At 67.6% G+C, this 25,132-nt stretch carries 23 protein-coding genes; 8 read left to right on the top strand and 15 right to left on the bottom strand.

Features of this window, described 5'->3' with window-relative positions:
• Nucleotides 1-27: 27 nt before the first annotated feature.
• Genes AGI3411_RS27985 through AGI3411_RS27960 form a run of 6 tightly spaced genes read right to left on the bottom strand, consistent with a single transcriptional unit; the run spans nucleotide 28 to nucleotide 3,880 of the window.
• Nucleotides 28-1,068, bottom strand: a complete 1,041-nt coding sequence (locus AGI3411_RS27985) for a cyclase family protein (protein ID WP_129530578.1) — start codon at nucleotides 1,066-1,068, stop codon at nucleotides 28-30.
• A 5-nt stretch (nucleotides 1,069-1,073) separates the two neighbouring features.
• The gene (gene pcaD / locus AGI3411_RS27980) at nucleotides 1,074-1,853 is read right to left on the bottom strand and encodes a 3-oxoadipate enol-lactonase (RefSeq protein ID WP_129530577.1); all 780 of its coding nucleotides are present in this window, start codon (nucleotides 1,851-1,853) and stop codon (nucleotides 1,074-1,076) included.
• A gap of 54 nt (nucleotides 1,854-1,907) precedes the next feature.
• A complete protein-coding gene (locus tag AGI3411_RS27975) occupies nucleotides 1,908-2,204 on the bottom strand; it encodes a YciI family protein (RefSeq protein WP_129530576.1) in 297 nt (98 codons plus the stop codon).
• Between the two features lie 12 nt (nucleotides 2,205-2,216).
• Complete coding sequence (gene catC / locus AGI3411_RS27970; protein ID WP_043546701.1) at nucleotides 2,217-2,492, bottom strand: muconolactone Delta-isomerase; 276 nt, start codon at nucleotides 2,490-2,492, stop codon at nucleotides 2,217-2,219.
• 57 nt (nucleotides 2,493-2,549) lie between these two features.
• Nucleotides 2,550-3,194: a 3-oxoacid CoA-transferase subunit B gene (locus tag AGI3411_RS27965; protein ID WP_129530575.1), complete on the bottom strand. Its 645-nt coding sequence runs from the start codon at nucleotides 3,192-3,194 to the stop codon at nucleotides 2,550-2,552.
• The gene (locus tag AGI3411_RS27960) at nucleotides 3,191-3,880 is read right to left on the bottom strand and encodes a 3-oxoacid CoA-transferase subunit A (protein WP_129530574.1); all 690 of its coding nucleotides are present in this window, start codon (nucleotides 3,878-3,880) and stop codon (nucleotides 3,191-3,193) included. Before AGI3411_RS27960 ends, AGI3411_RS27965 begins: the two co-directional genes overlap by 4 nt.
• Nucleotides 3,881-4,071: 191 nt before the next feature.
• Here AGI3411_RS27960 and AGI3411_RS27955 point away from each other — a divergent pair, with 191 nt between their 5' ends.
• Nucleotides 4,072-4,854 (top strand): IclR family transcriptional regulator, encoded by a 783-nt coding sequence (locus tag AGI3411_RS27955; protein ID WP_129530573.1) that lies wholly within the window; start codon nucleotides 4,072-4,074, stop codon nucleotides 4,852-4,854.
• Between the two features lie 47 nt (nucleotides 4,855-4,901).
• On the opposite strand, the gene AGI3411_RS27950 is transcribed toward AGI3411_RS27955, so the two are convergent.
• The 4 genes from AGI3411_RS27950 to ppc all read right to left on the bottom strand — a co-directional run bounded on the left by AGI3411_RS27950 (nucleotide 4,902) and on the right by ppc (nucleotide 11,678).
• Entirely contained in the window at nucleotides 4,902-5,630 is a 729-nt protein-coding gene (locus AGI3411_RS27950) for an SDR family NAD(P)-dependent oxidoreductase (RefSeq protein ID WP_129530572.1), read from the bottom strand.
• Between the two features lie 185 nt (nucleotides 5,631-5,815).
• Complete coding sequence (locus AGI3411_RS27945) at nucleotides 5,816-7,156, bottom strand: short-chain fatty acid transporter (RefSeq protein WP_129530571.1); 1,341 nt, start codon at nucleotides 7,154-7,156, stop codon at nucleotides 5,816-5,818.
• Between the two features lie 180 nt (nucleotides 7,157-7,336).
• Nucleotides 7,337-8,272, bottom strand: coding sequence for a 3-hydroxyacyl-CoA dehydrogenase family protein (locus tag AGI3411_RS27940; protein WP_129530570.1), 936 nt, complete (start codon nucleotides 8,270-8,272; stop codon nucleotides 7,337-7,339).
• A gap of 556 nt (nucleotides 8,273-8,828) precedes the next feature.
• Complete coding sequence (ppc, locus tag AGI3411_RS27935) at nucleotides 8,829-11,678, bottom strand: phosphoenolpyruvate carboxylase (protein WP_129530569.1); 2,850 nt, start codon at nucleotides 11,676-11,678, stop codon at nucleotides 8,829-8,831.
• Between the two features lie 193 nt (nucleotides 11,679-11,871).
• On the opposite strand from ppc, the gene queC reads away from it, so the two are divergent.
• The 3 genes from queC to AGI3411_RS27920 are packed head-to-tail and all read left to right on the top strand — an operon-like array spanning nucleotide 11,872 to nucleotide 14,523.
• Complete coding sequence (gene queC, locus AGI3411_RS27930; protein ID WP_129530568.1) at nucleotides 11,872-12,591, top strand: 7-cyano-7-deazaguanine synthase QueC; 720 nt, start codon at nucleotides 11,872-11,874, stop codon at nucleotides 12,589-12,591.
• Between the two features lie 40 nt (nucleotides 12,592-12,631).
• A complete protein-coding gene (locus AGI3411_RS27925) occupies nucleotides 12,632-13,933 on the top strand; it encodes a YcxB family protein (RefSeq protein ID WP_129530567.1) in 1,302 nt (433 codons plus the stop codon).
• A complete protein-coding gene (locus AGI3411_RS27920; RefSeq protein ID WP_129530566.1) occupies nucleotides 13,930-14,523 on the top strand; it encodes a hypothetical protein in 594 nt (197 codons plus the stop codon). The genes AGI3411_RS27925 and AGI3411_RS27920 overlap by 4 nt, the downstream gene beginning before the upstream one ends.
• A 12-nt stretch (nucleotides 14,524-14,535) precedes the next feature.
• Here the strand turns inward: AGI3411_RS27920 and AGI3411_RS27915 are convergent, their stop codons facing one another.
• Both AGI3411_RS27915 and AGI3411_RS27910 read right to left on the bottom strand, forming a co-directional pair.
• On the bottom strand, nucleotides 14,536-15,711 hold the full coding sequence (locus AGI3411_RS27915) for an MFS transporter (protein ID WP_129530565.1): 1,176 nt from the start codon (nucleotides 15,709-15,711) through the stop codon (nucleotides 14,536-14,538).
• On the bottom strand, nucleotides 15,708-16,253 hold the full coding sequence (locus tag AGI3411_RS27910) for a GNAT family N-acetyltransferase (protein ID WP_129530564.1): 546 nt from the start codon (nucleotides 16,251-16,253) through the stop codon (nucleotides 15,708-15,710). Before AGI3411_RS27910 ends, AGI3411_RS27915 begins: the two co-directional genes overlap by 4 nt.
• A gap of 106 nt (nucleotides 16,254-16,359) precedes the next feature.
• Between AGI3411_RS27910 and AGI3411_RS27905 the strand changes: the two genes are divergently transcribed.
• Nucleotides 16,360-17,250, top strand: coding sequence for a LysR family transcriptional regulator (locus AGI3411_RS27905; protein WP_129530563.1), 891 nt, complete (start codon nucleotides 16,360-16,362; stop codon nucleotides 17,248-17,250).
• Here AGI3411_RS27905 and AGI3411_RS27900 read toward each other — a convergent pair.
• Nucleotides 17,171-18,235, bottom strand: a complete 1,065-nt coding sequence (locus AGI3411_RS27900; RefSeq protein ID WP_129530562.1) for a 2-isopropylmalate synthase — start codon at nucleotides 18,233-18,235, stop codon at nucleotides 17,171-17,173. The genes AGI3411_RS27905 and AGI3411_RS27900 overlap by 80 nt on opposite strands.
• A 318-nt stretch (nucleotides 18,236-18,553) precedes the next feature.
• On the opposite strand from AGI3411_RS27900, the gene AGI3411_RS27895 reads away from it, so the two are divergent.
• The 3 genes from AGI3411_RS27895 to AGI3411_RS27885 all read left to right on the top strand — a co-directional run bounded on the left by AGI3411_RS27895 (nucleotide 18,554) and on the right by AGI3411_RS27885 (nucleotide 22,978).
• Entirely contained in the window at nucleotides 18,554-19,381 is an 828-nt protein-coding gene (locus tag AGI3411_RS27895; RefSeq protein ID WP_129530561.1) for an AraC family transcriptional regulator, read from the top strand.
• 106 nt (nucleotides 19,382-19,487) lie between these two features.
• A complete protein-coding gene (ilvD, locus tag AGI3411_RS27890) occupies nucleotides 19,488-21,350 on the top strand; it encodes a dihydroxy-acid dehydratase (RefSeq protein WP_129530560.1) in 1,863 nt (620 codons plus the stop codon).
• A 746-nt stretch (nucleotides 21,351-22,096) separates the two neighbouring features.
• On the top strand, nucleotides 22,097-22,978 hold the full coding sequence (locus AGI3411_RS27885; protein WP_129530559.1) for a LysR family transcriptional regulator: 882 nt from the start codon (nucleotides 22,097-22,099) through the stop codon (nucleotides 22,976-22,978).
• Nucleotides 22,979-23,021: 43 nt separating this feature from the next.
• Here the strand turns inward: AGI3411_RS27885 and lpdA are convergent, their stop codons facing one another.
• A complete protein-coding gene (gene lpdA / locus AGI3411_RS27880; RefSeq protein ID WP_129530558.1) occupies nucleotides 23,022-24,419 on the bottom strand; it encodes a dihydrolipoyl dehydrogenase in 1,398 nt (465 codons plus the stop codon).
• Between the two features lie 8 nt (nucleotides 24,420-24,427).
• The coding region (locus AGI3411_RS27875) for a 2-oxo acid dehydrogenase subunit E2 (protein ID WP_208748193.1) at nucleotides 24,428-25,132 on the bottom strand (705 nt) is incomplete at its 5' end.

Below are 25,132 nucleotides of genomic sequence, written 5' to 3'. Positions count from 1 at the left end.
GGCGTTTCAGGGGTGTCAGACACCCATCTACACCGTCGCGATCGGCGTCACCGGCGAGCCGATCGCGTGCGGCAGGCGCAACGGCGGCGCCGTCAGCATGAAGTGGTGGCGGCCGTTGGCATGCAGCCAGTCGGCCAGGTCCTTCAGGTACCACAGTTCGGCTAGCGGCAGGCCCAGCTTGAACAGGCAGTGGTGGTGCAGCGGCAGCATGGCGCGCGGTCCGGTCTTTTCGCGGGCCGGGTAGGCTTCCACCGCGTAGTTGTCGGCGCAGATGGCGGCGATGCCGCTGTCGGTGATCCACTGCAGCAGCGCGGCGTCGGTGCCGTCTAGCGCGGCGCCGTAGCTGTGCAGCACCTCCGCGTCGGGCGCGCCGTTCATGGCGACGACCGCCTCGGCATAGCCCGTGCGCAGCACCAGCATGTCGCCGGGTTCGACCCTGATGCCATCGGCATCCAGGACGCGCATCAGCTCCGCGTGGCCGATCAGCGTGCGGCCGGGGCCGTAGTGGCGCAACAGGTCCACCAGCACGCCGCGTCCCTGCATGCCTTTCTGCGCCAGGTTTTCCACGCCCAGCTTCAGCGCGGCGGACGGGCCGCCGCTATTGCAGCCGCAGCCGGTATGTTCGGCATCGGCCGGGCCGACGACGTCCACGCCGGCCTGGAAGCCGTTGTAGTAGCGCAGCTCGGGCTTGCCGTCGCCATCGGCGTCGAACAGGGCGCCCACATGCGCCAGCGCGTCCCATTGCGTGGAGTACTGCATGGACAGCAGCACCTGGTCGTCGCTCAGCACGTCCACCGCGTCCGGGTTGACGTTGCGCAGCGGGAAGTTCAGGTAGGGCGTGTCCGCGAGGCGGGTGGGGCTCAGCTGCGGCGGATGGCGGCGCGGGTTGAGCACGTTGCCGCCCGGCAGGTCCAGCGGCAGTGACAGGCAGAAGGTCTTGCCGGCGCGGATTTCGCGCGCGCCTTTCAGGACCTGTTCCTCGGTGATGAGGTTCAGGCGGCCGAGTTGGTCGTCGGGCCCGAAGTCGCCCCAATTGGAACCTTCGGGCCGGTGTTTCCAGCGCTGCATGAGGTCTACTCCGTCAGGAAGTCGACGACCGCGCGGGTGAAGGCTTCCGGTTGCTCCCAGTTCGAGATGTGGGAGGTATTCAATTCAAGATAACGCGCGCCCGGGATGGCGCCAGCCAGCTCGCGGCCTTGCGCGGGCGTGGCCGCGAGGTCGTGCGTGCTGCTGATGACGAGCGTGGGCGCCGAGATGGAGGCCACCTGTTCGCGGAAATCGGCGTCGCGCAGCGCGGCGCAATTGCCTGAGTAGCCCGCGTCCGGCGTGCGGCGCAGCATGTCGATCAGCACCTGGGTCAGGCCGGGCTCGGCGGCGCGGTAGCCGTCAGTGAGCCAGCGCTCGACCAGCGTGGGCGCCATGTTTTCCAGCGTCTGCTCGGCCACCGCGGCGATGCGGGCGCTCCAGCCTTCGGCCGAGCCGATGCGCGCGGCGGTGTTGCACAGGACCAGCTTGCCGACGAGTTCGGGGCGCGCCAGCGCCAGCCACAGGCCGGTGGGGCCGCCCATCGACAGGCCGCAGAAATGCGCGCGTTCGATGTTCAGGTGCGCCAGCAGCTCGGCCACGTCGTTGCCTAGCTGCTCGAAACTGTATTCGCCTTCGGGAACCGACGATTTCCCATGGCCGCGAGTGTCGTAGCGCAGCACGCGGAAGTGCTTGCTCAGTTCGGGGATCTGGCGGGCCCACATGTCGGAGCAAGTGCCCAGCGAATTGGAGAGCACGAGCGCCGGCGCGTCGGCGGGGCCATCGATGACGTAATACAGCCGTGCCTGGCTGAGATCGGCGTAAGACATTGGGGAATTCCTAGGGGATAAGGCAACGGCCGCCCGGAGGCGGCCGTGCAGGCATTACAGGTGGCAGACGCCGTCGACGTAGGCCTTGCGCCAGCGCGTGATGGTCACGCGGTCGAACAGATCGGCCTTGGAGAACGGGTCGGCATCGATGAACTGCTGCGCGGCTTCGCGCGTGTCCAGATCAACGATGTACAGGCCGCCGCCGGCGTCCTTGCCGTCATCCTGCAGCTTGGCGCCGCAGGCCAGCAGCAGGCCCTTGTTGGCATCCAGGAACTCCAGGTGGGCGGCGCGGTGCCGCTGGCGGACTTCCTGGTGATCGGGCTTGTCGAAGGTCTCGATGATGTACGGCATGGACGGCTCCTGTCAGATCGCGGAGGGATGGCGCGCGAGCGCCGTGACGTTGATATCCATATACGGGAACAGCGGCAGCGAGGACAGCAGCGTGTGCAGCTCGTCATTGCTTTCCACGTCGAAGATGCTGACGTTGGCGTAGCGGCCGGCCACGCGCCAGAGGTTCTTCCACTTGCCGTCGCGCTGCAGCTGCTGCGCCAGGGCCTTTTCGTCGGCCTTCAGCTTGTCGGCGCGGTCGGCGGGCATGTCGACGGGAAGATTGACCTGCATTTGAACCATGAACAACATGATGGACTCTCCTTGATGCCGCCCTGGCACGCGCCGGGGCGGCGTATCGGCAAAAACTCAGCGGGAAAACTTCAGCGGCAGGCCGGTCAGGCGCAGCAGCTCGTCGGCGGTGGTGTCGCCGAACATATCGATGACGGTGACCCCGTCGGCGCGGATGTCGAACACCGCCACGTCCGTGTATACGCGCGAGACGCAGCGCACGCCGGTCAGCGGGTAGGTGCAGGCCTCGACCAGCTTGCTCTGGCCTTCGCGCGTCTGCAATTCCATCATCACGAACACGTCTTTGGCGCCGATGGCCAGGTCCATCGCGCCGCCCACCGCGGGGATGGCGTCGGGCGCGCCGGTGTGCCAGTTGGCCAGGTCGCCGTGCTGCGACACCTGGAAGGCGCCGAGCACGCAGATGTCCAGGTGGCCGCCGCGCATCATTGCGAACGAATCGGCGTGATGGAAGAACGAGCAGCCGGGCAGCTCGGTCACGGGCTGCTTGCCGGCGTTGATCAGGTCATAGTCCTCGAGGCCCTTGGCCGGCGCGGGGCCCATGCCCAGCATGCCGTTTTCGGTGTGGAGGATGACTTCGCGGTCGGCGGGCAGGTGGTTGGCGACGAGCGTGGGCAGGCCGATGCCGAGGTTCACGTAGGCGCCTTCGGGGATGTCCTGCGCAACGCGGGCGGCGATCTGGTCGCGGGTCAGTTTGGTGCTCATTGCTGCTCCTTGGCGGCCGGTTGGACATCGATCTGCACGACGCGCTTCACGAAGATGCCGGGGGTCACGACGGTTTCGGGGTCCAGTTCGCCCAGTTCGACCACTTCGCGAACCTGGGCCACGGCGACGCGCGCGGCGCTGGCCATGATGGGGCCGAAGTTGCGGGCGGTCTTGCGGTAGACCAGATTGCCCCAGCGGTCGCCGCGCTCGGCCTTGATGAGCGCATAGTCGGCGTGCAGCGGATACTCCAGCACGTACTGGCGGCCGTTGATTTCGCGGGTTTCCTTGCCATCGGCCAACGGAGTGCCGTAGCCGGTGGGCGAGAAGAACGCGCCGATGCCGGCGCCGGCGGCGCGGATGCGCTCGGCCAGGTTGCCCTGGGGCACCAGTTCCAGCTCGATCTTGCCGCTGCGGTACAGGCCGTCGAAGATCTGCGAGTCCACCTGGCGCGGGAACGAGCAGATGATCTTGCGCACGCGGTTGGCGCCCAGGAGGGCGGCCAGGCCGGTGGTGCCGTTGCCGGCGTTGTTGTTGATGATGACCAGGTCCTTCGCGCCCTGCTCCAGCAGGGCGTCGATCAGTTCCATGGGCTGGCCGGCCGTGCCGAAGCCGCCGATCATGACGGTGGCGCCGTCGGGTACGTCCGCGAGGGCGGCCGCCGCGCTTGCAACAAGCTTAGAAATCATGATGTTTGCTCATAGGTGGCGTGTCATAATTTGTTCTTCAGTAGAACTTTCGTTCAACTGAAGAACATCGTTTCATGGGGATCGGATAGCGTCAAGGCTGCCCGGCGCAGGCCGATTCCCATTGTCTGGCGTTGCCGCGACGGCAACGGATGGCTCGCCGGCGGCGAGCTTTTTTCTCTTGGTGCATACAGATGGCTGAGCAAGAAACCCAGCAACCCAGCGACAGCTACGTGCAGTCCTTCGCGCGCGGGCTGTCCGTGATCCGGGCCTTCGGCCCCGACCGCTCGCAGATGACCTTGTCCGAGGTCGCGGCGGTGACCGGGCTCACGCGGGCCGGTGCGCGCCGCATCCTGCTGACGCTGGAACACCTGGGCTACGTGACCGTCGACGACCGCAAATTCGCCCTGACGCCGCGCATTCTGGAACTGGGCTACGCCTACCTGTCCGGCACGCCGCTGTGGAACCTGGCTCTGCCGTACATGGAAGAGGTTGCCGAGCAGACGCGGGAATCCTGCTCCGTGTCGGTGCTGGAGGGCGCGGATATCGTCTACATCCTGCGCCTGTCCACCCACAAGGTGATGACGATCAATCTGGCCGTGGGCAGCCGGCTTCCGGCCTGGGTGACGTCGATGGGCCGCGTGTTGCTGGCCGGCCTGGCGGCCGGCGAACTGGACCGGGTGCTGGCGATGAGTCAGATCAAGGCCTACACACCGCATACCGTGACGGACGTCGCCGAGCTCAAGCGTGTGCTGGCGGGTGTGCGCGCCGACGGCTATGCCTGCGTCGCGCAGGAACTGGAGCCGGGGCTGCAGTCCGTGGCGGTGCCGATCATGGACCGCAGCGGCCGCGTGATCGCCGCGATGAACGTCAGCGGCCATGCCAACCGCTTTTCGCGCGAAGCGATGCTGGACGCGTTCCTGCCGCCCCTGCGCCGCGCCGCCGACCAGATCAACCACGCCCTGCTGCGCCGTTAGGCGGGGCAGGCAGGGCGGGGCGGCGGACGGCGTGCGCATCGCGGGCTTCAGATGGGGGCCACGCCCAGCGTCGTTCCGCCGCAGACATACAGCATCTGGCCGGTGACGAAACCGTTGTCCGGCGACAGGAAGAACATCGCGGCGCGCGCCACGTCTTCCGGCGTGCCGAGGCGTTTGACCACGATGCTGTTGATGATGCGTTCGGTCTGCGGGGCGCCGGCAGGATTGCTCTTGGTGAACAGGTCGGTCGCGATGGGGCCGGGGCCGATGGCGTTGACGGTGATGCCGTCGCCGCCCAGCTCCATGGCCAGCGTGCGCGTCAGGCCCACGAGGCCGGCCTTGGTGGCCGAATAGACCACGCGGTCCGGCTTGCCCAGCGCTGCGCGCGAGGACATGTTCACGATGCGGCCGAAGCCGGCTTCCCGCATGGCGGGCAGCGCCGCCTGGACCAGGATCAGCGCGGTGCGCAGGTGCAGGTTCACCACGTAGTCCAGGTCGGCCAGCGTGGCTGTGTCGGCCGTGCCGGGGCGGGTCGCGCCCGCGTTGTTGACCAGGCCCACGATGTTGTAGGCGCTGGTGACCTCGCGGGCGACTTCCTTGGTGCGCGCTTCATCGGTCAGGTCGGCCTGATACGACACCAGCCCGGCCGGCGGATTCTCGGGCAGCTTGTAGTCGATGTTCACGACCTTGTGCCCGGCCTCCAGCAGCATGCGGATAATCGCCGCCCCAATGCCGGCGCTGCCGCCGGTCACGAGATACGCAGTAGGTTTGCTCATATCAGTTTCCCGTTCCAATTCCCAAATTCCGGCCCCTAGCCTGGGCTAGTACACCACCGTCCCAATATATCTACGTCTCCCCCGAGCTATCTACGTCTCCCCCGAGCCGGGACACCGCCAGATCCGGCTCCGCCGGTCTGCAGGTGTCGCCCCCTGGGGGGCGCGCGTAAGCGCGTACGGGGGGGTCAGTGCGTCAGGTAGCCCCAGAGAAGCACGGCGGTGATGTGGATCACGCCCACCCACAGCATCATGATGACGGTATAGCCCATCACGTCGCGCAGTTTCAGCTTGGACAGCGCCAGCGCCGGCAGGATCCAGAAAGGCTGCACCAGGTCGTTCCAGGCGTTGCCCAGCATGACAGCCATGGTGGTCTGGTTCAGCGCGCTGCCGATTTCCTTGGCGGCGTCGATCATGAACGGACCCTGGATGACCCAGTGGCCGCCGGCCGAGGGCGCGAAGAAGTTGATGACGAAGGAACTGATCAGGCCCCAGAACGGCAGGGTCTCGGGCGTTGCGACGTCGACGAACACCTGCGAGATGGTGGCCACCAGGCCGGACGCGGCCATGATGGCCATGATGCCGGCGTAGAAGGGGTACTGGAGGATGATGCCGGAGATCGTCTTGATGCCTTCGGTCAGCTTGGCCACGTAGGCGGCCGGCGTGCCCAGCAGGATGATGCCCAGGAACAGGATGATGAAGTTGATCAGGTTCAGGTCCAGCGAGCCGCCGTCGATGAAGTGGAACACCACGTAGGCCACGCCCAGCGCGCCGATCAGCAGGCTCAGGATGCGGCTGTTGTTCAGGCGGGAGGCGAGGGTGCCCTTTTCCAGCATGTCTTCGGCGGAGGCGGACGAGGCGGCGTCGCGGTCGATGGCCGGATCCACTTCAATGATCTTCTCGCCCTTCTTCGGGTGCAGCCAGGCGTTGAGCAGCGGCAGCGTTACGATGATGACCAGGCTGGTGATCAGCATGGGCACCGAGAAGATGGTTTCCGACAGCGGGATGGTGCCCATCTGCTTGGCGGTGGGGTGGTTGGGCGTGGCCACCAGCACGGGGATGCTGGCCGACAGGCCCAGGCCGTACATCGTGAAGCCGCTGTACGCGGCCGCGATGATCAGCGGATAGTGCACGCCCTTGACCTTCAGCGCCAGCTTCTTCGCGACGATGCCGCCGATGACCAGGCCGAAGCCCCAGTTCAGGTAGCTGCCGATGCCGCCGACCAGCGTCGCCACGATGATGGCGGTGTGCGGCTTGTGTACGTGGCTGACGATGCGGTTGAGCATGCGGTCGGTGAGCGGCGCGGTGGCCAGCACGTAGCCCATCGCCAGGATCACCGCCATCTGGGTGGTGAAGGCCAGGAGGCTCCAGAAGCCGTTGCCCCAGGCGCGGGTGATGTCGCCGAGGCCCTTGCCTTCGATGCCCATGGCCAGCAGCACGGTGAGCAAGGTCAGCGCGATCGCGAAGACGAAGGGATCGGGCAGATACTTGCGCATCAGCTCCGTAAAGAATGAAGCCAGTTTATTCATGGTGCCTCCTACAAACTCCGGTCGGGCTAAGTTTTCTCGTGTCTTGCGCCGCCCGGCGCCGGGTGTCGGCGGGGGCGGGTGGGACGATTGGTTTTCTTTGTGTGGTTGGGCTTGTGGCCCGCTGGCGCCGGTGGCGGGAAGCCCCGCGCCTTATGTAGTGAATGCTTGCTGGCGCAGCCGTCAGGAGCCGCCGGCCTTGCCGTTGAGCCAGGCGGCGAGTTCGCCGAGCGCGGCGCTCTTCTCGCGCAGCACGCGCTCGCGGCGCTCGGGGCTCCAGGTGTAGAAGCCCTGGCCGTTCTTGGCGCCGATCTGGCCGCTTTCGACCTTGCTTTTCAGGAGCTCGGAGGGTTCCGTGCGGTTTTCCAGGTCTTTGTAGAGATAACTGGCGATCGCGTAATGCACGTCGATGCCGTTCATGTCGCGCTGTTCCAGCGGGCCCGACAGGGCCAGGCGGATACCCAGGCTCCACTTGACCACTTCGTCGATGTCCTCGGCGCTGGCGACGCCCTTTTCCAGCAGCGAGATGGCCTCGCGGGCCAGCGCGTGCTGGATGCGGTTGGCGATGAAGCCGGGGATGTCCTGGCGCACCAGCACCGGCCGCTTGCCGGCAAAGCGCAGCGTGGCCATTACCCGGGCCACCGTGTCCTCGGAGGTGTCGTCGTTGCGGACGACTTCCACCAGCGGGATGACGTCGGCGGGGGTGAAGAAGTGAGTGCCCACGAAGCGGTCGCGCCGCACGACGGCGCTGGCGATGGCGTTGATGGACAGGCCGGAGGTGTTGGTGGCGAAAAGGGTGCGCGCGGGGCACAGGGAGTCGAGCTTGGCGAAGATGCCGCGCTTGAGCTCCAGATTCTCCGGCACGGCCTCGATGACCAGGTCGCTGTTGCAGGCCGCTTCCAGGCCGGGGGAAACCTGGATGCGCTGCATGGCCTCCTGGACCCCGCCCGGCGCGTAGACGTTCAGCTGGCGGTCGATGGTCTTGAGCGCGCGCTCAAGGGCGCCTTCCATCGGGTCGATGAGGACAATGTTCAGTCCCTTCGAGGCGAAGAGGGCGGCGATGCCGCTGCCCATGGCGCCTGCGCCGATGATGGCGAGATTCTTGAGGGGAGTATCCATGATGGTTCGCTTGGGCTGATACGCCGGGCTTGCGGCGGGCACGTGCGGAACCAGGGTGCTTTCTGTCTCTTCCGGATGTGCCTTCCTGTGCGCCTGGCCAGAAAAATCTTTATGTTCTATATACGAACATTTGTGCGTATATAGAATTTCTGAAAGAGATAGTACTAAAAGTCGCGGGGGGTGGACAAATCGGGGATTAGGGGTGTTCGTCTGGTGGACGCGTGTGGGGAGGGTGGGTGGCTGACAGCCATCGAGATGGGGCAGGTGTCTGACACCCGGGAAAGATTGCCGCGAGCTTGTGGCGGTTTGCCGTAGGGGTGTCAGACACTGCGCGCGGGCCTGGTGCCTGACGCGGGGGCACTCTAGTAAGTGTCTGACACCCGTACGAGACGGCGCTACTGATGGATGAGGTCTTGCCGGGTGTCTGACACAGGCGGGAAGATGTTCTGCCCTGTAGGTGTCTGACACCCGGGAAAAGTTACCGCGAGCCTGTGGTGATTTGCCGTAAGGGTGTCAGACACTGCCGTAGCGTCTGACACCCACACATTCCTGCCTTTTACCCTGAATTCCTCAGCCCCGCCGCGATGCCGTTGATCGTCAGGTGGATCGCGCGCTGCACGCGTTTGTCGACTTCTGCCTGCGGATTTCTCTGCGCGGCGCGGTGGCGGCGGATCAGTTCGATCTGCAGGTAGTTCAGCGGGTCGATGTAGGCGAAGCGCTCGCGTAGCGAGGCCTGCAGCGTGGGGTTGTCGGCTAGCAGTTCGCGTTGGGTCAGCAGCTTCAGCATGGAGAGCGAGCGCGCATGCTCGGCGCTGATGGCGCCGAAAATGCGTTCGCGCAGGCCCCGCTGCGGCACCAGTTGCGCGTAGCGGGCCGCGATCGCCAGGTCGGACTTGGCCAGCACCATCTCCATGTTGGACAGCAAGGTGCGGAAGGCGGGCCAGTCGCGCGCCATTTCGCGCAGCTGGGCCAGGCGGCTGCGGCGCGAGCGCGGCGCGCCGGGAGCGCCGGCTTCCAGGTAGGCCTCGATGGCGGATCCCATGCCGTACCAGCCGGTCAGCATCAAGCGGCACTGCGCCCAGGAAAAGCCCCAGGGAATGGCGCGCAGGTCTTCGATCTGCTGCCCTTTCTTGCGCGATGCGGGCCGGGATCCGATGTTCAGGCCCGCGATTTCGCTGATGGGCGTGGCGGCGAAGAAATAGTCGGAGAAGCCCCGCGTGTCGTAGACCAGTCCGCGGTAGGTGCGCTGCGCGGCCTCCGACATGAAGGACATGGCCGGGCCGTGATGGGCCATGTGCGCGTCTTCGGCGCTGGTGGCCTCGGCGCGCGGCGCCAGGCTGGACTCCAGCGTGGCCGCGACCAGCAGCTCCAGGTGCCAGCGTCCTACCTCGGCATCCTTGTATTTGCTCTGGATGACTTCGCCCTGCTCGGTCAGCCGGATCTGGCCGGCGACGGTGCCCGGCGGCTGCGCCAGGATGGCGTCGAAGCTGGAACCGCCGCCGCGCCCCACCGAGCCGCCGCGCCCATGGAACAGGCGCAGGCGCACGTGGCGGGCCGAGAACACGTCGACCAGCGCGCGTTCGGCCTGGTAGAGCGACCAGTTGGACGTCAGGAAACCGCCGTCCTTGTTGCTGTCCGAATAGCCCAGCATGACTTCCTGCGCGCCGTTCTGCGCCTGCTTCACGCGCTGGCGGATTTCGGGCAGGTCGAGCCAGGCCGCCATGATGCTGGCGCCGCGCTGCAAGTCGGGAATGGTCTCGAACAGCGGCACCACCATCAGGCCGTCCTCGGCCGTGATCTCCTGGCCGGCGGGCGCGATGAGGCCGGCCTCCTTCTGCAGCACCATGACTTCCAGCAGATCGCTCAGCGTTTCGGTATGCGACACGATGGTCTGGCGCACGGCCTGCTTGCCGTAGCGGGCCCGGCCGGCGGCGGCCGCGCGCAGCACGGCCAGTTCGCGCGTGGTGTCTTCGCTGTAGGCGATCCAGGGCGAGGCCAGCGGGCGGGCCTGCGCCAGTTCGGCGCGCAGCAAGGCCACGCGTTCGTCCTCGCTCAGCGCCAGGTAGTCCAGCGGCTTGCCGTTGTGCTGCACGCCCGCGCGTGCGAACAGTTCGGCCAGGGCGCGCTCGTGCACGTCGGAACTCTGGCGCAGGTCGACCGTGGCCAGGTGGAAGCCGAAGACTTCCACGGCCTGCTGCAGGCCGGCCAGGCGCAGCTTGCCGATGGGCGAGCCGTGGTGGGCGGCCAGCGACGCCGCGATAGTGGCGAGGTCGGCGGACAGCTCCTGCGGCGTGCCGTAGGGAGGCGCGGCGACGGTGCTGCGGCGGGCGAGATCCTGGCCCGTGAGGCGCTGCGCGGTGGCGGCCAGCCGGGCGTACACGCCGACCAGCGCGCGGCGGTAGGGTTCGTCGCGGCGGTGGGGCGAGTCGTCGCCGCTGGCCTCGGCCAGCGCCAGCAGCTCGGCGTCCACCGCGATCAGCAAGGTGGTGACGGATAGCTCGGCGCCCAGCGCATGCACTTCCTGCAGATAGTGCTCGAACAGCACGGTGGCCTGGCGCAGCAGCGCGCGTTCCAAGGTGCCGGCGTCGACGTTCGGATTGCCGTCGCGGTCGCCGCCGATCCAGCTGCCCATGCGCAGGAAGGGTTCGAGCGGCGGGGGCGGGGCGGAGAAGGGCTTGGCGGCTTCGCGGTTCAGCAGCTTGGACAGGTCGCCGTAGAGGCGCGGAATGACCTGCAGGAACGTGCTGCGATAGTACGACAGCGCATTCTCGATTTCATCGGCCACCGTGAGCCGCGTATAGCGCAGCATGCGCGTCTGCCACAGCGTGGCCACGCGGCCCAGCAGCGAGGCGTCCAGGTCGGCCAGTTCTTCCGGGGTGAGCGGGCCTTCGCGCTGCATCAGCGCGGCGGCGATTTCGCGGTGCACGTCCAGCGTGCTCTTGCGCTGCACTTCGGTAGGGTGCGCGGTGAGCACGGGCATCACGCAAGCGTCGGCTAGCAGGCGCCGGATGCGCGCCACGCCCACGCCTTGCTTGCCCAGCACCTGCACCGCTTCGCGCAGGCTGCCGCGCGCCGGGGCGTCGTCGGCGATGGCGCGGACGCGCTGGCGGCGGTTCTGGTCGCGGTCTTCGGCGATGTTGGCCAGGTGCAGGAAGTAGCTGAAGGCGCGGGCGACCGAATTGGGGTCGCTGCCCTGCAGGCGCTTGACGCGCTGCTCCAGCAGCTTGCCGTCCGCGTCGTTGCCTTCGCGGCGGAATTTCACGGCGGTGCGGCGCAGGGTTTCGATGGTGTCGAAGACGCGCTTGCCTTCGCATTCCTCGATAACGGTTCCGAGTAATCGGCCTAACAGCCGGATATCGTGACGCAAGGGTTCTGCTGAATCGGACTGCTGGCGGATAGCTTTCATCGGGCGGGGGATCCGTCGGGCTGCTGGAGGGCAAGGGTGAGTAAGGGGTGTTGCAGGTAAACCGTAAATAAAACCTGATCGATTTTACGCAGGCTTCCTTACGGCAAAGCGCCGGGGCTGCGTTAAAGTTCGCTAAAGGCCTGTTTACGCTACAGCAAGTCCCGCTTCCCTCTTATTCCCCAAAGCCCCATCTATGCAAAACCATCAACGTCGCGCGCTCGTGCTGTTTTCGGGCGGCCAGGATTCCACCACCTGCCTGGCCTGGGCGCTGGACCGGTATGCCCATGTGGAAACCGTAGCGTTCGATTACGGGCAGCGCCATCACATCGAGTTGTCCGCGCGCCTGAACGTGCTGCGCGACATCCGCGAGAATTTCCCCGACTGGGCGCCGCGCTTGGGCGAAGATCATCTGCTGGACCTGAAGGTGCTGGGCCAGGTGGGCGACACGGCCATGACGAGCGACCGCGCCATCGAGATGCAGGCCAACGGCCTGCCCAATACTTTCGTGCCCGGACGCAACCTGCTGTTCCTGACACTGGCCGCCGCGCTGGGCTACCGCCGCCAGCTGGATGTGCTGGTAGGCGGCATGTGCGAAACCGATTTTTCCGGCTACCCCGACTGCCGCGACGACACCATCAAGGCGCAACAGGTGGCGCTGGGCCTGGGCCTGGGGTCCAGGGTGACGATCGAGACGCCGCTGATGTGGATCGACAAGTCGGAAACCTGGGCGCTGGCGCACCGGCTGGGCGGCGACGCCCTGGTCGAAACCATCGTCGAGGAAAGCCACACCTGCTACCTGGGTGAGCGCGGCGCGCGGCATGACTGGGGATACGGCTGCGGGGAATGCCCGGCCTGCAAACTCAGGAAGATCGGCTGGGAGAAATGGGTGATTGCTTCCGCCGCGCAGGAGTGAGGCGATCCGGCCGTTCGCAGCCGGCAACCATGGAGACCATATGCTTGAACAGGGCGTTGTCCGAAACGGGGAGCAGACATCGCGCGGCGGAGGCCCGGACGGGAACGCCGGCCCGGAGCCGGCCGGCACTTTCTCGATTGTGGCGCCGATCGACCTGCCGGTCCGGGTAGCGGCGGCGCAATTCGTCTATTCCGACTTGTTTTCGGCAGCGCGGCGGCGCCCGCTGCACATTCTTGCGTGGGTGGTGCTTCTGCTGCTTGTGATGATCGGCGCCTCCTCCTGGCAGAAAAGCGCGCGGCCGGGCATCGACGGCTTCGCCTCCCGCTTTTTCAACGATCTGTTCGGCCTGGGCGGCCTTTCCATTCTGTTCATCGCCATCCCCGTTCTGGCCTACTATGCGATCCAGCCCGCGCTCGTCCGGGGCCGCTTGAAGCGCTGGTGCCGCGACGAGCAGCTCGACCAACCCGTCTCCGTGGCCTATCGTTTCGAGCCGGACGGCCTGACCGTGACTCAGCCAGGGCGGACAACCCATCTCGCGTGCTCGCGCATCGAGGGCGTTGCGCAAGGCCCCGCGCATCTCTTCATCCGGCTCAGGAATATCGAGGACGCCTACGCCCTGCCACTGCGTGTCCTGTCTGCCGAGCAGATCGCGCATATCAAGGGATGGGCCGCCTCCTGCCATGCCGGCGCCGGCGTGGCGGCTCGCAGCCTGCCGGAAGCAGACGCGGCCTGCGACCCGCAACCGCTGCTGGCATCCCGCTTCACGTTCACCGAAGAAGACCGCGCCATCGCGCTCGGTTGGCAAATGGAACGTCCCGGCATGCGGCGGCGGCGCCGCCGCGGTTTCATGCTGGCCTTCCTGCTCACCGCTCTCATCGTCCCGCTGTTCTTTTGCTTTCTCTGGCTGCTGGATCCCGACCGGGTGCCCTTCCGCTACGCCTTTCCGCTCTTCATCGAGATGTTCGCAAGCACCTTTTGGCAATATGCGCTCGGCTTCTGGACGCTGCTCGCCGCCATCGTCGTGCTGCAGCCCTGGGCGCAGCGCCGCCACGCACAGACGCTGGCGCGACGGCTGCAGAAGCAGGTTCCGGCCGAAGCGTGCGAGGTCCGGCTCTACGACGACAGGCTCGACATCTTGCAGGATGGCTGGCGCAGCAGCTTCGACATGGCCCGCTTCGACGGCATCGAGCGCCGAGGCAGCCATCTGATCGCATTCCGGCGGGAAAGCGAACCCCTGTTTTTGCCCTTGCGCGTGCTCGACAGCGACCAACTGGTCATTGTCGAGCGCGTCATCGGCCGCCGCGCCGGCGGGGGCCATCATCGGACAGGAACAAACGTATGAGCAAGCCGGGCGCCATTCACCTTGCCGCGCTGTGCGCGGCGCTGGCGGTTTCAGGGCTGACGAAGGCCGCTAGGGCCGAGACCATCGCCATGCCTCCTGGGCTCTCGATCCAGCTGCCCGAAGGCTGGGTGCTGGAGGGATCGCCGGAAGGCGTTGTTTCGAAGACCGGCCTGCGCCGGGTGCAGTTTGCCTGCGAAAGCGACGCCTGCGAGCAGACGCAAGAGACCTGCACCATCCTGACGCGCGACGGCCAGATGGAAGGCGATGGCGATGCCGGCAAGCTGCGCGAGATGTACGCGTCGCCGCTCAAGCGCTATTCCCGCCTGCGTGCCGTGCTGCGCGCGACCGGCCCGGATGCCGGGATTCGCAAGCCGCTGGAACGCGTGCGCATCGGCGATCGGGAATGGTATCGGGTCGAGACGGATGCGCGGCACAACTACAAGTCGGGCCTGTATGCCGAAACCGTCATCGACGGCCGCTATGTCGGCGTGATCTGCAAGTCCTGCGAGACCGGCGAAGAACGCCATTCGAGCGGCCTGCAGATCATGAAGAGCATGCAGTCGAACGCGGGGGTGTCCGCGCCGCACTGAGGCGCCCACCGATCAGCATCGCGCAATGAACTTCCACCTCAGCGCGAACGCCGCCGCGCAGATCGTCGCGGCCAGGCCCAGCGACAGCGCCATCGCGCCGCGCGCGCCGTGGGCGTCCACCATATAGGCATAAGCCACCGGCGAGGCCGCGGTCAGCAGGAAGCTGGGAACCAGCAGGGCGCCGACCAGCGCGCCATAGCTGCGGAAGTTGAACAGCGCCAGCGGCAAGGTGCCGCGCGTGATGGTCAGCAGGCCGTTGCAGGCGCCGTAGAGCAGCGCATAGGCGGCGCTGGCATAGAGATTGCCGCCGGACAGCAGCGCCAGCAGAAAGCACAGCGGCAGGACCGCGCAGACCGCCAGCGTCAGGGTCAGCGGGTGCAGCCGCGAGCCCAGCGCCACGTCGGCCAGCCGGGCCGCGAACTGGCCCACGCCCCATAGGGCGGCGACGCTGACGGCGGCCGCCGCGGCCAGGCCCAGGCCGGACAGCATCGAGATCAGGTGCGCCGCGTTGCCGGCCGCCAGGAAGTTGGTCAGCATGGCGATCATCGCGTACAGCCCTCCCGCCAGGCGGCGTTCCGCCGGGCTGCGGGCCAGCCCCGTGGAGGCCTTGTCCTTGCCGCCGGCCGGGGCGGCGTAGCGTGCGCGCGGCAGCGCCAGGTACAGCGGCAGCGTGGCCAGCGCCAGCCCTCCGTATGTCAGCACCGCGCCGCGCCAGCCCAGCCAGCCCGACAGCGCATGGCCCACCGGCCACATCACCGTGGACGCCAGTCCGCCGAACAGCGTGATCTGGGACATGGGCCGCCGCGCCGTCGGGCCGGCTGCCCGCGCCAGGGAGGCGAAGGCCGCGTCGTACAGGCAGAGCCGCATGCCGATTCCCAGCAGGACCCACGCCAGGTAATAGAGCGGCAGGCCGCGCGCGGCCGCCAGCGCCGCGCAGCCCAGCGCGGCCACGATGGCGCCGACGGGCATGACCCGATGCCCGCCCCAGCGGTCCACCGCTTTGCCGGCCAGCGGCGACACCATGGCCATCACCACGATGGCGGCCGAGAAGCCGCCGTAGATGGCGGCGGCATTCCAGCCCAGGTCGGCCGCCATGGCCGGGCCCAGGGCGCCGATCAGATAGAAGGTAACGCCCCAGCCGACCAGTTGGGTCAGGCCGAGGCAGACGATGGCGCGGGGCGGGATCACGGCCGCTGCGGCGGCGTCGCGTCGCCCTCGCCCAACGCGCGCTGCATCAGCACCGTGTCGCGCCATTCGCCGTGCTTGTGTCCCACGGACCGGAGCGTGCCCACGGGATGGAAGCCCTGGCTGGCGTGCAGCGCCAGCGATGCCGCGTTGCGGCTGTCGCCGACCACGGCCAGCATCTGCCGCCAGCCGGCGGCGGTGCAGCGGGCAATCAGCTCGGCCAGCAGCTTGCCGCCGATGCCCAGCCCGGCGCGGCCGGCTTTCACGTACACCGAATCCTCCACCGTGTGGCGGTAGGCCGGGCGCGGGCGGTAGGGCGTGACGTAGGCATAGCCCACGATCTCGCCGGCGATCTCGGCCACCAGGTGGGGCATGTCCTTTTCCAGCACCGCAGTGCGGCGCTGGCGCATTTCCTCGATGGACGGCGGCTCCAGTTCGAACGAGGCCGCGCCGTGCTGCACATGATGGGCGTAGATGGCCTTGATGGCGGGAAGATCGGCGGGCGCGCTGTTGCGCACGAGGACGGTGGTGGCGTGGGATGGCATGGAGAGGACAAGAGGAAACGGCGAGATGCCAGTGTCGCGCAAGCAAATGTATTAATAAAGCTTTGGTTTATTATGATTTTCATAAGCAAAACTTTGGGTAACCGCGATGCGTGGTCTTAATCTGGATCAGCTGCGCACCTTCGCGCTGGTGGTCGAACTGGGCAGTTTTTCCGCCGCCGCGGAACGGGGCGGCGTGACGCAGCCCGCCGTCAGCCTGCAGATCCGCCAGCTTGAGCGGCGCTTCGGCCTGAAACTGGTGGAACGTGTCGGCCGCCGCGCCGGCCCCACCGCGGCCGGCCTGGAACTGCTGACGCACGTCCGCGTCATCGATGCCGCGCTGGCGCAGGCCGAACTCGCCATGACGGCGCATGCGTCCCAGGTGTCCGGCCGCGTCAGGCTGGGCACGGGGGCCACCGCCTGCACCTATCTGCTGCCGCCCGTGCTGGCCGCCCTGCGGCGCCGCTTTCCGGCCTTGGACATCGTCGCCAGCACGGGCAATACGGCGGACATGCTGCGCGGGCTGGAGAACAACACGCTGGATATCGGGCTGGTCACGCTGCCGGCGCCGGGGCGCATGTTCCAGGTAACCCCGGTGCTGGAGGACGAATTCGTGGCGATCTTTCCCGCCGGCGATCCGGCGTCCATCCCGGCCGCCGCCACGCCGCAGGCGCTGGCGCGGCTGCCGCTGGTGCTGTTCGAGCCCGGCGCGCGCACGCGGCGGCTGGTGGACGACTGGTTCGAGGCCGCGGGCGTGGCCGCCAAGCCCGTCATGGAGCTGGGCAGCACCGAAGCCATGAAGGAAATCGTCGGGGCCGGCCTGGGTTGCGCGGTGCTGCCCAGGCTGTCGGTGTCCGGCGCCGGCCAGCGCCCGGCGCTCGAGGTCCGGCCGCTGGCGCCGCGCCTGTCGCGCAGCCTGGCTATCGTCCTGCGCAAGGATAAGCCGCTGAGCCGGGGCCTGAGGTATCTGCAGGAGTCGCTGCTGGCGTTGCGTGCGTGAACGCATAGGGGTGGAAGACGTCCACCGGCAGCTGGTTGCAGGCCTCGATGCACGCTCGCACGGCGGCCATGTCCGAGAAGTCCAGGCCGCTGCGGATGCCGTGCAGGTCCAGGTTCATGGCCAGCGTCACCAGGTCCACGTTGCCGGTGCGTTCGCCGTTGCCGAACAGGCATCCTTCCACCCGGTCGGCCCCCGCCAGCACGGCCAGTTCCGCCGAAGCCACGGCAGTGCCGCGGTCGTTGTGCGGATGCACGCTCAGGATGATGCTGTCGCGGCGCGCCAGATGGCGGTGCATCCATTCGATCTGGTCCGCGTAGACATTGGCCGTGGTGCATTCCACCGTGGACGGCAGGTTGATGATCATCTTGTCTTCGGGCGTGGGGCCCCAGGCGGCGCTGACGGCATCGCACATTTCCAGCGCGAACTCCAGCTCGGCCAGGCTGAAGGTCTCCGGGGAATACTCGTAGATCCAGCGCGTGCCGGGGCGGGCGTCCGCCAGGGCGCGTATCTGGCGCGTCCCGGCCAACGCGATCTCCTTGATCTCGGCCCGGCTCATGCCGAACACGATGCGGCGCCATTGCGGAGCGATGGGCGCATACAGGTGCACGATGGCGCGGGGCACGCTGCGCAGTGATTCGAAGGTGCGTTCGATGAGGTCCGGGCGCGACTGGGTCAGCACCTCGATGGTCACATCTTCGGGGATGCGCCGTTCCTCGATCAGTGTGCGCACGAAATTGAAGTCGGTGTCCGAGGCCGAGGGGAAGGCCACTTCGATTTCCTTCAGCCCCACGGCTACCAGCTGTTCGAAGCAGCGCAGCTTGCGCGCCGCGTCCATCGGTTCGATCAGGGCCTGGTTGCCGTCGCGCATGTCGGTGCTCATCCAGACCGGCGGCGCGGTCAGGCGGCGCGATGGCCAGGCGCGTTCGGCATAGTCGCGGGTGAAGGGCAGGGTGGGACGGTACTTGTGCTGGGGTTGTTCAAGCATGGAAACCTCCGGCCGCGGCGCGCGGCGCATGGCGGCCGCCCGCAGTTGGAGGCGGGACGGCCAGTCTGGGGAGGTGGCGTCAGGACCCGTCGGGGGCCCAGGGCTGCCGGGCGGCCACGGAGCGCAAGGCCCGGCAACCGCGCGCTAGTCGCAGCGCCCGCGCGTACCCGGCCGGCGCCAGGGCGGCGAGGAGGGCGGCGGGCTCGGGCTGACGGGGCATGGTCGTGTCGGGCGTGGGGGAATGCGGGAGGGAATGCCAGGATGATAGGTACACTGGAAAAGACCGTCTAACGCCATTTGGGCAATAATCGTCGCAAAATGGACAAGCCAGCCTCCGCCGCTTCCGTCCGCGGGCCCCGCAAGCCCGCGGACCTGGACCTTTTTCCCTACGAATCCTCGAAACGTCCCGTGGCTGGGCTGGCCGTGGACTATGAAGACGGCCATCGCATCCGCCGCCACCGGCACCGGCGCGCCCAACTGGTCTACGCGATTTCGGGCGTGATGGTGGTGGATACGCCCGCCGGGATTTGGGTGGTGCCGCCCACGCGCGGCGTCTGGGTGCCGGCCTGGATGCCGCACGGGATCCGCATGAGCGGCGAGCCGCGCATGCGCACCGTGTTCGTCGAGCCGGGGGCGGCCGCGCACCTGCCCGCGGAGTGCTGCGTGCTGTCGATCTCGCCGCTGCTGCGGGAATTGATGGTTGCGGCGGCCGACGTGCCGCTGGACTGGGCGCCGGATACCCGCGACGGGCGCCTGATGATGCTGCTGCTGGACGAATTGCGCCAGGAGCCCGTGCTGCCCCTGCACCTGCCGCAACCCGCCGAGCCGCGCCTGGCGCGCATCTGCCGCGCCATCGTGCGCCATCCGGAACGCCAGGATGGGGCGGCGGACTGGGCGCGCGAACTGGGCGTGGATCCGAAGACCGTGCATCGCCTGTTCCTGCGGCATACGGGCATGACGTTCGGGCGCTGGCGGCAGCAGGCGCGCCTGCTGGCGGCCATGGAGCGGCTGGCGCGCGGCGAGCGCGTGCTGGAAGTGGCGCTGGACCTGGGCTATGAAAGCCCCAGCGCGTTCGCCGCTATGTTCCGCAAGGCAGTGGGCGAGCCGCCCAGCGCTTTTGCCGCCCGCGGCGTGGCGTCCGCCTGATGGCCGCGAAGGGCCCCCGGGGCGGCCGGCAAGCGGCACGGCCCGGAACCAGCGTATTATTTACCGTTTTGCCGCCCACGCTAACAGAATCAGCCTGAGACAAATCATGCCGCACTACCGTTCCCGCACCTCGACCCACGGCCGCAACATGGCCGGCGCCCGCGCCCTGTGGCGCGCCACCGGCATGAAGGACGGCGATTTCGGCAAGCCCATCATCGCTGTAGTGAATTCGTTCACGCAGTTTGTGCCGGGCCACGTGCATCTGCGCGATCTGGGCGCGCTGGTCGCCAAGGAAATCGAAGCCGCAGGCGGCGTCGCCAAGGAATTCAACACTATCGCCGTGGACGACGGCATCGCCATGGGCCACGGCGGCATGCTGTATTCGCTGCCCTCGCGCGAACTGATCGCCGATTCGGTGGAATACATGGTCAACGCGCACTGCGCCGATGCCATGGTCTGCATCTCGAACTGCGACAAGATCACCCCGGGGATGCTGATGGCCGCGATGCGCCTCAATATCCCGGTCGTGTTCGTGTCCGGCGGCCCGATGGAAGCGGGTAAGGTGAAGTCGCCCGCCGACGGCAAGGTCGTCGCCAAGATCGACCTGATCGACGCCATGATCAAGGCCGCCGATCCCAACGTGTCGGATGCGGACGTGGCCGAAGTCGAGCGCAGCGCCTGCCCCACCTGCGGCTCCTGTTCCGGCATGTTCACGGCCAACTCGATGAACTGTCTCACCGAAGCCATCGGCCTGGCGCTGCCGGGCAACGGCACCATCGTGGCCACGCATGCGTGGCGCAAGGGACTGTTCGAGCAGGCCGGCCGCCTGGTCGTCGACCTGTGCCGCCGCTACTACCAGGAAGACGACGCGTCGGTCCTGCCGCGCAGCATCGCCACCAAGAGCGCGTTCCAGAACGCCATGGCGTTGGACGTGGCCATGGGCGGCTCCACCAACACGGTGCTGCACTTGCTGGCCGCGGCGCAGGAAGCCGGCGTGGACTTCACCATGGCTGACATCGACCGCATTTCGCGCAAGGTGCCGTGCCTGTGCAAGGCTGCGCCCGCGACCGACAAGTACCACATCGAAGACGTGCACCGCGCAGGCGGCATCCTGGGCATCCTGGGCGAGTTGGCGCGCGCCGATCTGCTGGACCTGTCCTGCGGCAACGTGCACAGCGGCACGCTGGGCGACGCCATCCGCAACTGGGACGTGGCCGGCGGCGCGGGCGAAGAGGCGCAGAAGTTCTACCGCGCGGCGCCCGGTGGCATCCCGACCACGGTGGCCTTCAGCCAGGACGCAACCTTCCTGACGCTGGACACCGATCGCAAGACCGGCTGCATCCGCAGCAAGGAAAACGCCTACTCGAAGGACGGCGGCCTGGCCGTGCTGTACGGCAACCTGGCTGAAAAGGGCTGCATCGTCAAAACGGCCGGCGTGGACGAATCGCAATGGGTCTTCACCGGCCGCGCGCGCGTCTTCGAAAGCCAGGACGCCGCCGTCGACGGCATCCTGGGCGACCAGATCGTTCCGGGGGACGTGGTGGTGATCCGCTACGAAGGCCCCAAGGGCGGTCCGGGCATGCAGGAAATGCTGTATCCCACGTCCTACCTGAAGTCCAAGGGCCTGGGCAAGAGCTGCGCGCTGTTCACCGATGGCCGTTTCTCGGGCGGCTCGTCGGGCCTGGTGATCGGCCACGCGTCGCCGGAAGCGGCGGAAGGCGGCACGATCGGCCTGGTGGAAGAGGGCGATGTGATCGAAATCGACATTCCGAACCGCAAGATGCACCTTGCCGTTTCCGACGAGGAACTGGCACGCCGCCGCGCCGCGATGGATGCGCGCGCCGACGGCTGGGAGCCCGTGGGCCGCGAGCGCGTGGTCTCGCAGGCGCTGCAGGCTTATGCCGCGTTGGCGACTTCGGCGGATCGCGGGGCAGTACGGGATTTGTCCCAGTTGAAGCAGAAGCGTTGATTGCTGGCTGCTTTTGAAGAACGGCGCCTTGTTGGGGCGCCGTTTTTTTTTGGGCTCCGCGGGCGGGGGTATTGTTGGGACGCCAGGTTTTTGTCTGCTTGGAGGGGGGCGTCTTTTCTTGTCTGCGTGGAGGGCGTTGCTGGAGCGTTGTTTCTTTATCTGCTCGGAAAGGGAGGCGTTCGTGGGTCGCCCGCCGGGGCGGATGGCGGGGATGCTCGCGCTCGCGCTCACGATCGCGGTCCGGTGCCCGGGCGCCGGACTGCCCCGTCCTCATCCTCATCCTCGTCCTCGCCTTCGGCGACTCCTTCGGATTCCCTCGGGCGCATCGAGGTTGCTCGCATTCCCGCCACCCGCCCCGACGGGCTGGCGCCGTCTTGGCTTGTTGCGTTGCTGGCGCGGTGGTCAGTGACGGGGTTTGCGGGGCCCGCCGCTGGCCGCCGCGCGGCAGGGAATTATTTGCGCGGAAAACGCCCCTCGCGCGCGCCATCCATCCGGCGGCGGAGTTAAAGTGGCGATTGTTGCGGCGGCCGAATCTCAAGTGTCTGACACCCACGAGATAAACCGGTATGGCCCAAGTGTCTGACACCCTTACGAGATGCCCGAACAGGTTGCTATCCATGCTTCCCGGGTGTCTGACACCCACGAGATAAACCGGTGTGGCTTCAAGTTTCTGCCCCCCGCGACGCCAAACCGGCATTGCCTCGAGAACTGGCCGCAAGCCGTCCCCAAACAAAGGAGCCCTTCCCATGTCCCTGAACTCTGATGCCTTGCGGCTGTTCCTGGGAGTGGTGGACGCCGGCTCGCTGAGCGCGGCGGCGGAAGTGCTGGGTCATACCGCTTCGGGCGTCAGCCGGGGCCTGTCGCGGCTGGAAGAAGACCTGGGCGTTACGCTGCTGAACCGGACCACCCGCCGCATGGAGCTGACCGAAGAGGGCAAGCACTTCCTCCCCAAGGCCCGCCAGATCGTGGCGTCGCTGGAAGAGGCCGAGGAATGCATGCGCATGATGCACCAGCGTCCGGCGGGGCGATTGCGGGTGGATGCGTCGGTGCCGGTGATGTTGCATTGCGTCGTGCCCCACGTGGGCGATTTCCGGCGCGAGTATCCCGGGATTTCGCTCGAGCTGACCAGCAACGACCGCATCGTGGATCTCATGGAGCATCGCACCGACGTGGCGCTGCGCATGGGGCCATTGATGGATTCGACGCTGCATGCGCGCACGCTGCGGCCGTCGCCGCGCTGGGTGATGGCCAGCCCGGACTATGTGGCCCGGCGCGGCGCGCCGGAGACGGTGGGCGATCTGGCGGGGCACGAGGTGCTGGGGTTCACGCAGCCCGAAAGCTTGAACGTGTGGCCCTTGCGCCATGGGGGCGGGTCGAGCTATCTGGCCGTGCCGACGCTGGCGACGTCCAGCGGGGAAACGCAGCGGCAATTGGCGCTGCGCGGGGTGGGCATCGCCTGCTTGTCCGACTTCGTGGTGCGCGAGGACATCAAGGCCGGCAGGCTGGTGAAACTAATGGAATCCGAGCACACCGACTATCTGCAACCCATGCACGCGGTGTATCACCGCAACACGCAGCTGTCGCGGCGCATTGCGTGCTTCCTGGATTTCTTCGCGGCGCGGATGTGATCCGCAAAGCCGGGCCGCGCCCAGGCGCGGCCCGATTTCCTGCCTAGGCGTGCAGGGCGCGGCCGAAGGCCGACAGCACCGATTCGTGCAGGGTTTCCGACAGGGTCGGATGCGCGAATACGGTGTGCATCAGGTCTTCCTCGGTGGCTTCCAGCGAAGCCGCCACGCCATAGCCCGTGATGAGTTCGGACGCTTCGGGATGGATGATGTGCGCGCCCAGCAGTTCGCCGGTCTTGGCGTCGAACACCGTCTTCACCAGGCCTTGATCCTCGCCCATGGCGATCGCCTTGCCGTTGCCGGCGAAGGTGAACTTGCCGACACGGATCTCGCCGCCCGTGCGTTGGGCGTGCTCGCGCGCACGCGCTTCGGTCATGCCGATGCTGGCCACCTGCGGATAGGAATACGTGCAGGCGGGGATGCGCAGCGGATCGATGGGATGCGCGGTCTTGCCGGCGATGGCTTCCACGCACAGGACGGCTTCGTGGCTGGCTTTGTGGGCCAGCCAGGGGGCGCCGGCCACGTCGCCGATGGCGTAGACGCCCGGCTCGTCCGTCCGGCACAGGCCGTCGGTGACGATATGGGTCTTCTCCACCTTGACGCGAGTCCGTTCCAGCCCGAGGTTTTCCACGTTGCCCACGATGCCGGCCGCGACGATGACGCGGTCGACTTCCTGTTCGCTCTGCCGGCCTTGCTGGTCCAGCACGACCTTCACGCCCGAGGCGGTCGGCGACGAGGCCTTCACGGCGCATTGCGTCTGCACGCGGATGCCCTGTTTTTCGAAGGCCTTGCGGGCCAGCTGTGAAATTTCGGCATCTTCTTGCGGCAGGATGTCGGCGGTCATGTCGATCAGCGTGACTTCCGCGCCCACGGCGCGGTAGAAGCTGGCGAACTCCGCGCCGATGGCGCCCGCGCCCACGACCAACAGCGATTTCGGGATCTCCGTGGGCGCCAGCGCCTGGCGATAGGCCCAGATGCGTTCGCCCACGGGCAGCGTCGGCAGTTCGCGGGCGCGCGCGCCGGTGGCCAGGATGATGTGCGGGGCCGATAGCGTGGCGCCGTTGTCCAGCGCCAGTTTGCCCGCGCCAGCCAGCTTGGCGCTGGCCGCGAACACGGCCACGCCATTCTTCTTCATCAGGTGCGCAACGCCCTGTCCCAGCCGGCCCGCCACCTTGCGCGATCGCGCCACCATGGCGGCTAGGTCGGGACGGGCCGCGTCCGCGCCCGCCACGCCGTAGTGGGTGGCCTCGCGGCACGCGCGCAGCACGGTGGCGCTGTGCAGCAGGGCCTTGGTCGGGATGCAGCCCCAGTTCAGGCAGATGCCGCCCAGCTCGGCGCGCTCTACCAGCGCCACCGACATGCCCAATTGGGCGCCGCGGATGGCGGCCACGTAGCCGGCCGGCCCGCCGCCCACCACAATGAGATCAAACGTCGTCTTCGTCATGGCGGGGCTCACAGGAGGATGCGCACGGGGTTTTCGATCAGCTTGCGGAATGCCGCCAGCCAGCGCGCGCCCACGGCGCCGTCCACCACGCGGTGGTCGGCCGACAGCGTCACGGTCATGACGGAAGCGGCGGCGAGCGCGCCGTTCTCGTCCACGAGGGGGCGCCGCTCTGCCGCGCCCACCGCCAGGATCGCGGCCTGAGGCGGGTTGATGATGGCCGCGAACTGGCCGATGCCGTACATGCCCAGGTTGCTCACTGTCAGTGAGCCGCCGGTGAATTCCTCGGGTTTGAGGCGGTTGATCTTGGCGCGTCCGGCCAGCTCGACGATCTCGCCGGCGATGGCGGACAGCGGCTTGACGTCGGCGTCGCGCACGATGGGCGTGACCAGTCCGCCGTCGGTAGCCACCGCCACCGAAATGTCGGCGCCGGCATGGTATTCGATGGCGTCGTCGTGCCAGCTGGCGTTGACCTCGGGCACTTCGCGCAGCGCCAGCGCGGCGGCGCGCACGATGAAATCGTTGACCGACAGCTTCACGGCGCCGCCCTGGTTGGCCTGCGCGCGCAGCGCGATCAGCGCGTCCATCCGGCAGTCCACTGTCAGGTAGAAGTGCGGCACGTTCTGCTTGCTTTCGGTGAGGCGGCGGGCGATGGCGCGGCGCATGCCGGTATGCGGCACGCGGCGGGCCGCGGGGCGGCCGGCCAGGGGCGCGGC

Origin of the sequence: Achromobacter agilis, assembly GCF_900496965.1 — a bacterium.
In the GTDB taxonomy this organism is placed as follows: domain Bacteria; phylum Pseudomonadota; class Gammaproteobacteria; order Burkholderiales; family Burkholderiaceae_B; genus Achromobacter; species Achromobacter agilis.
Note: the sequence above shows the minus strand (reverse complement) of the source record. Positions and strands in the feature narration are given on the sequence as shown.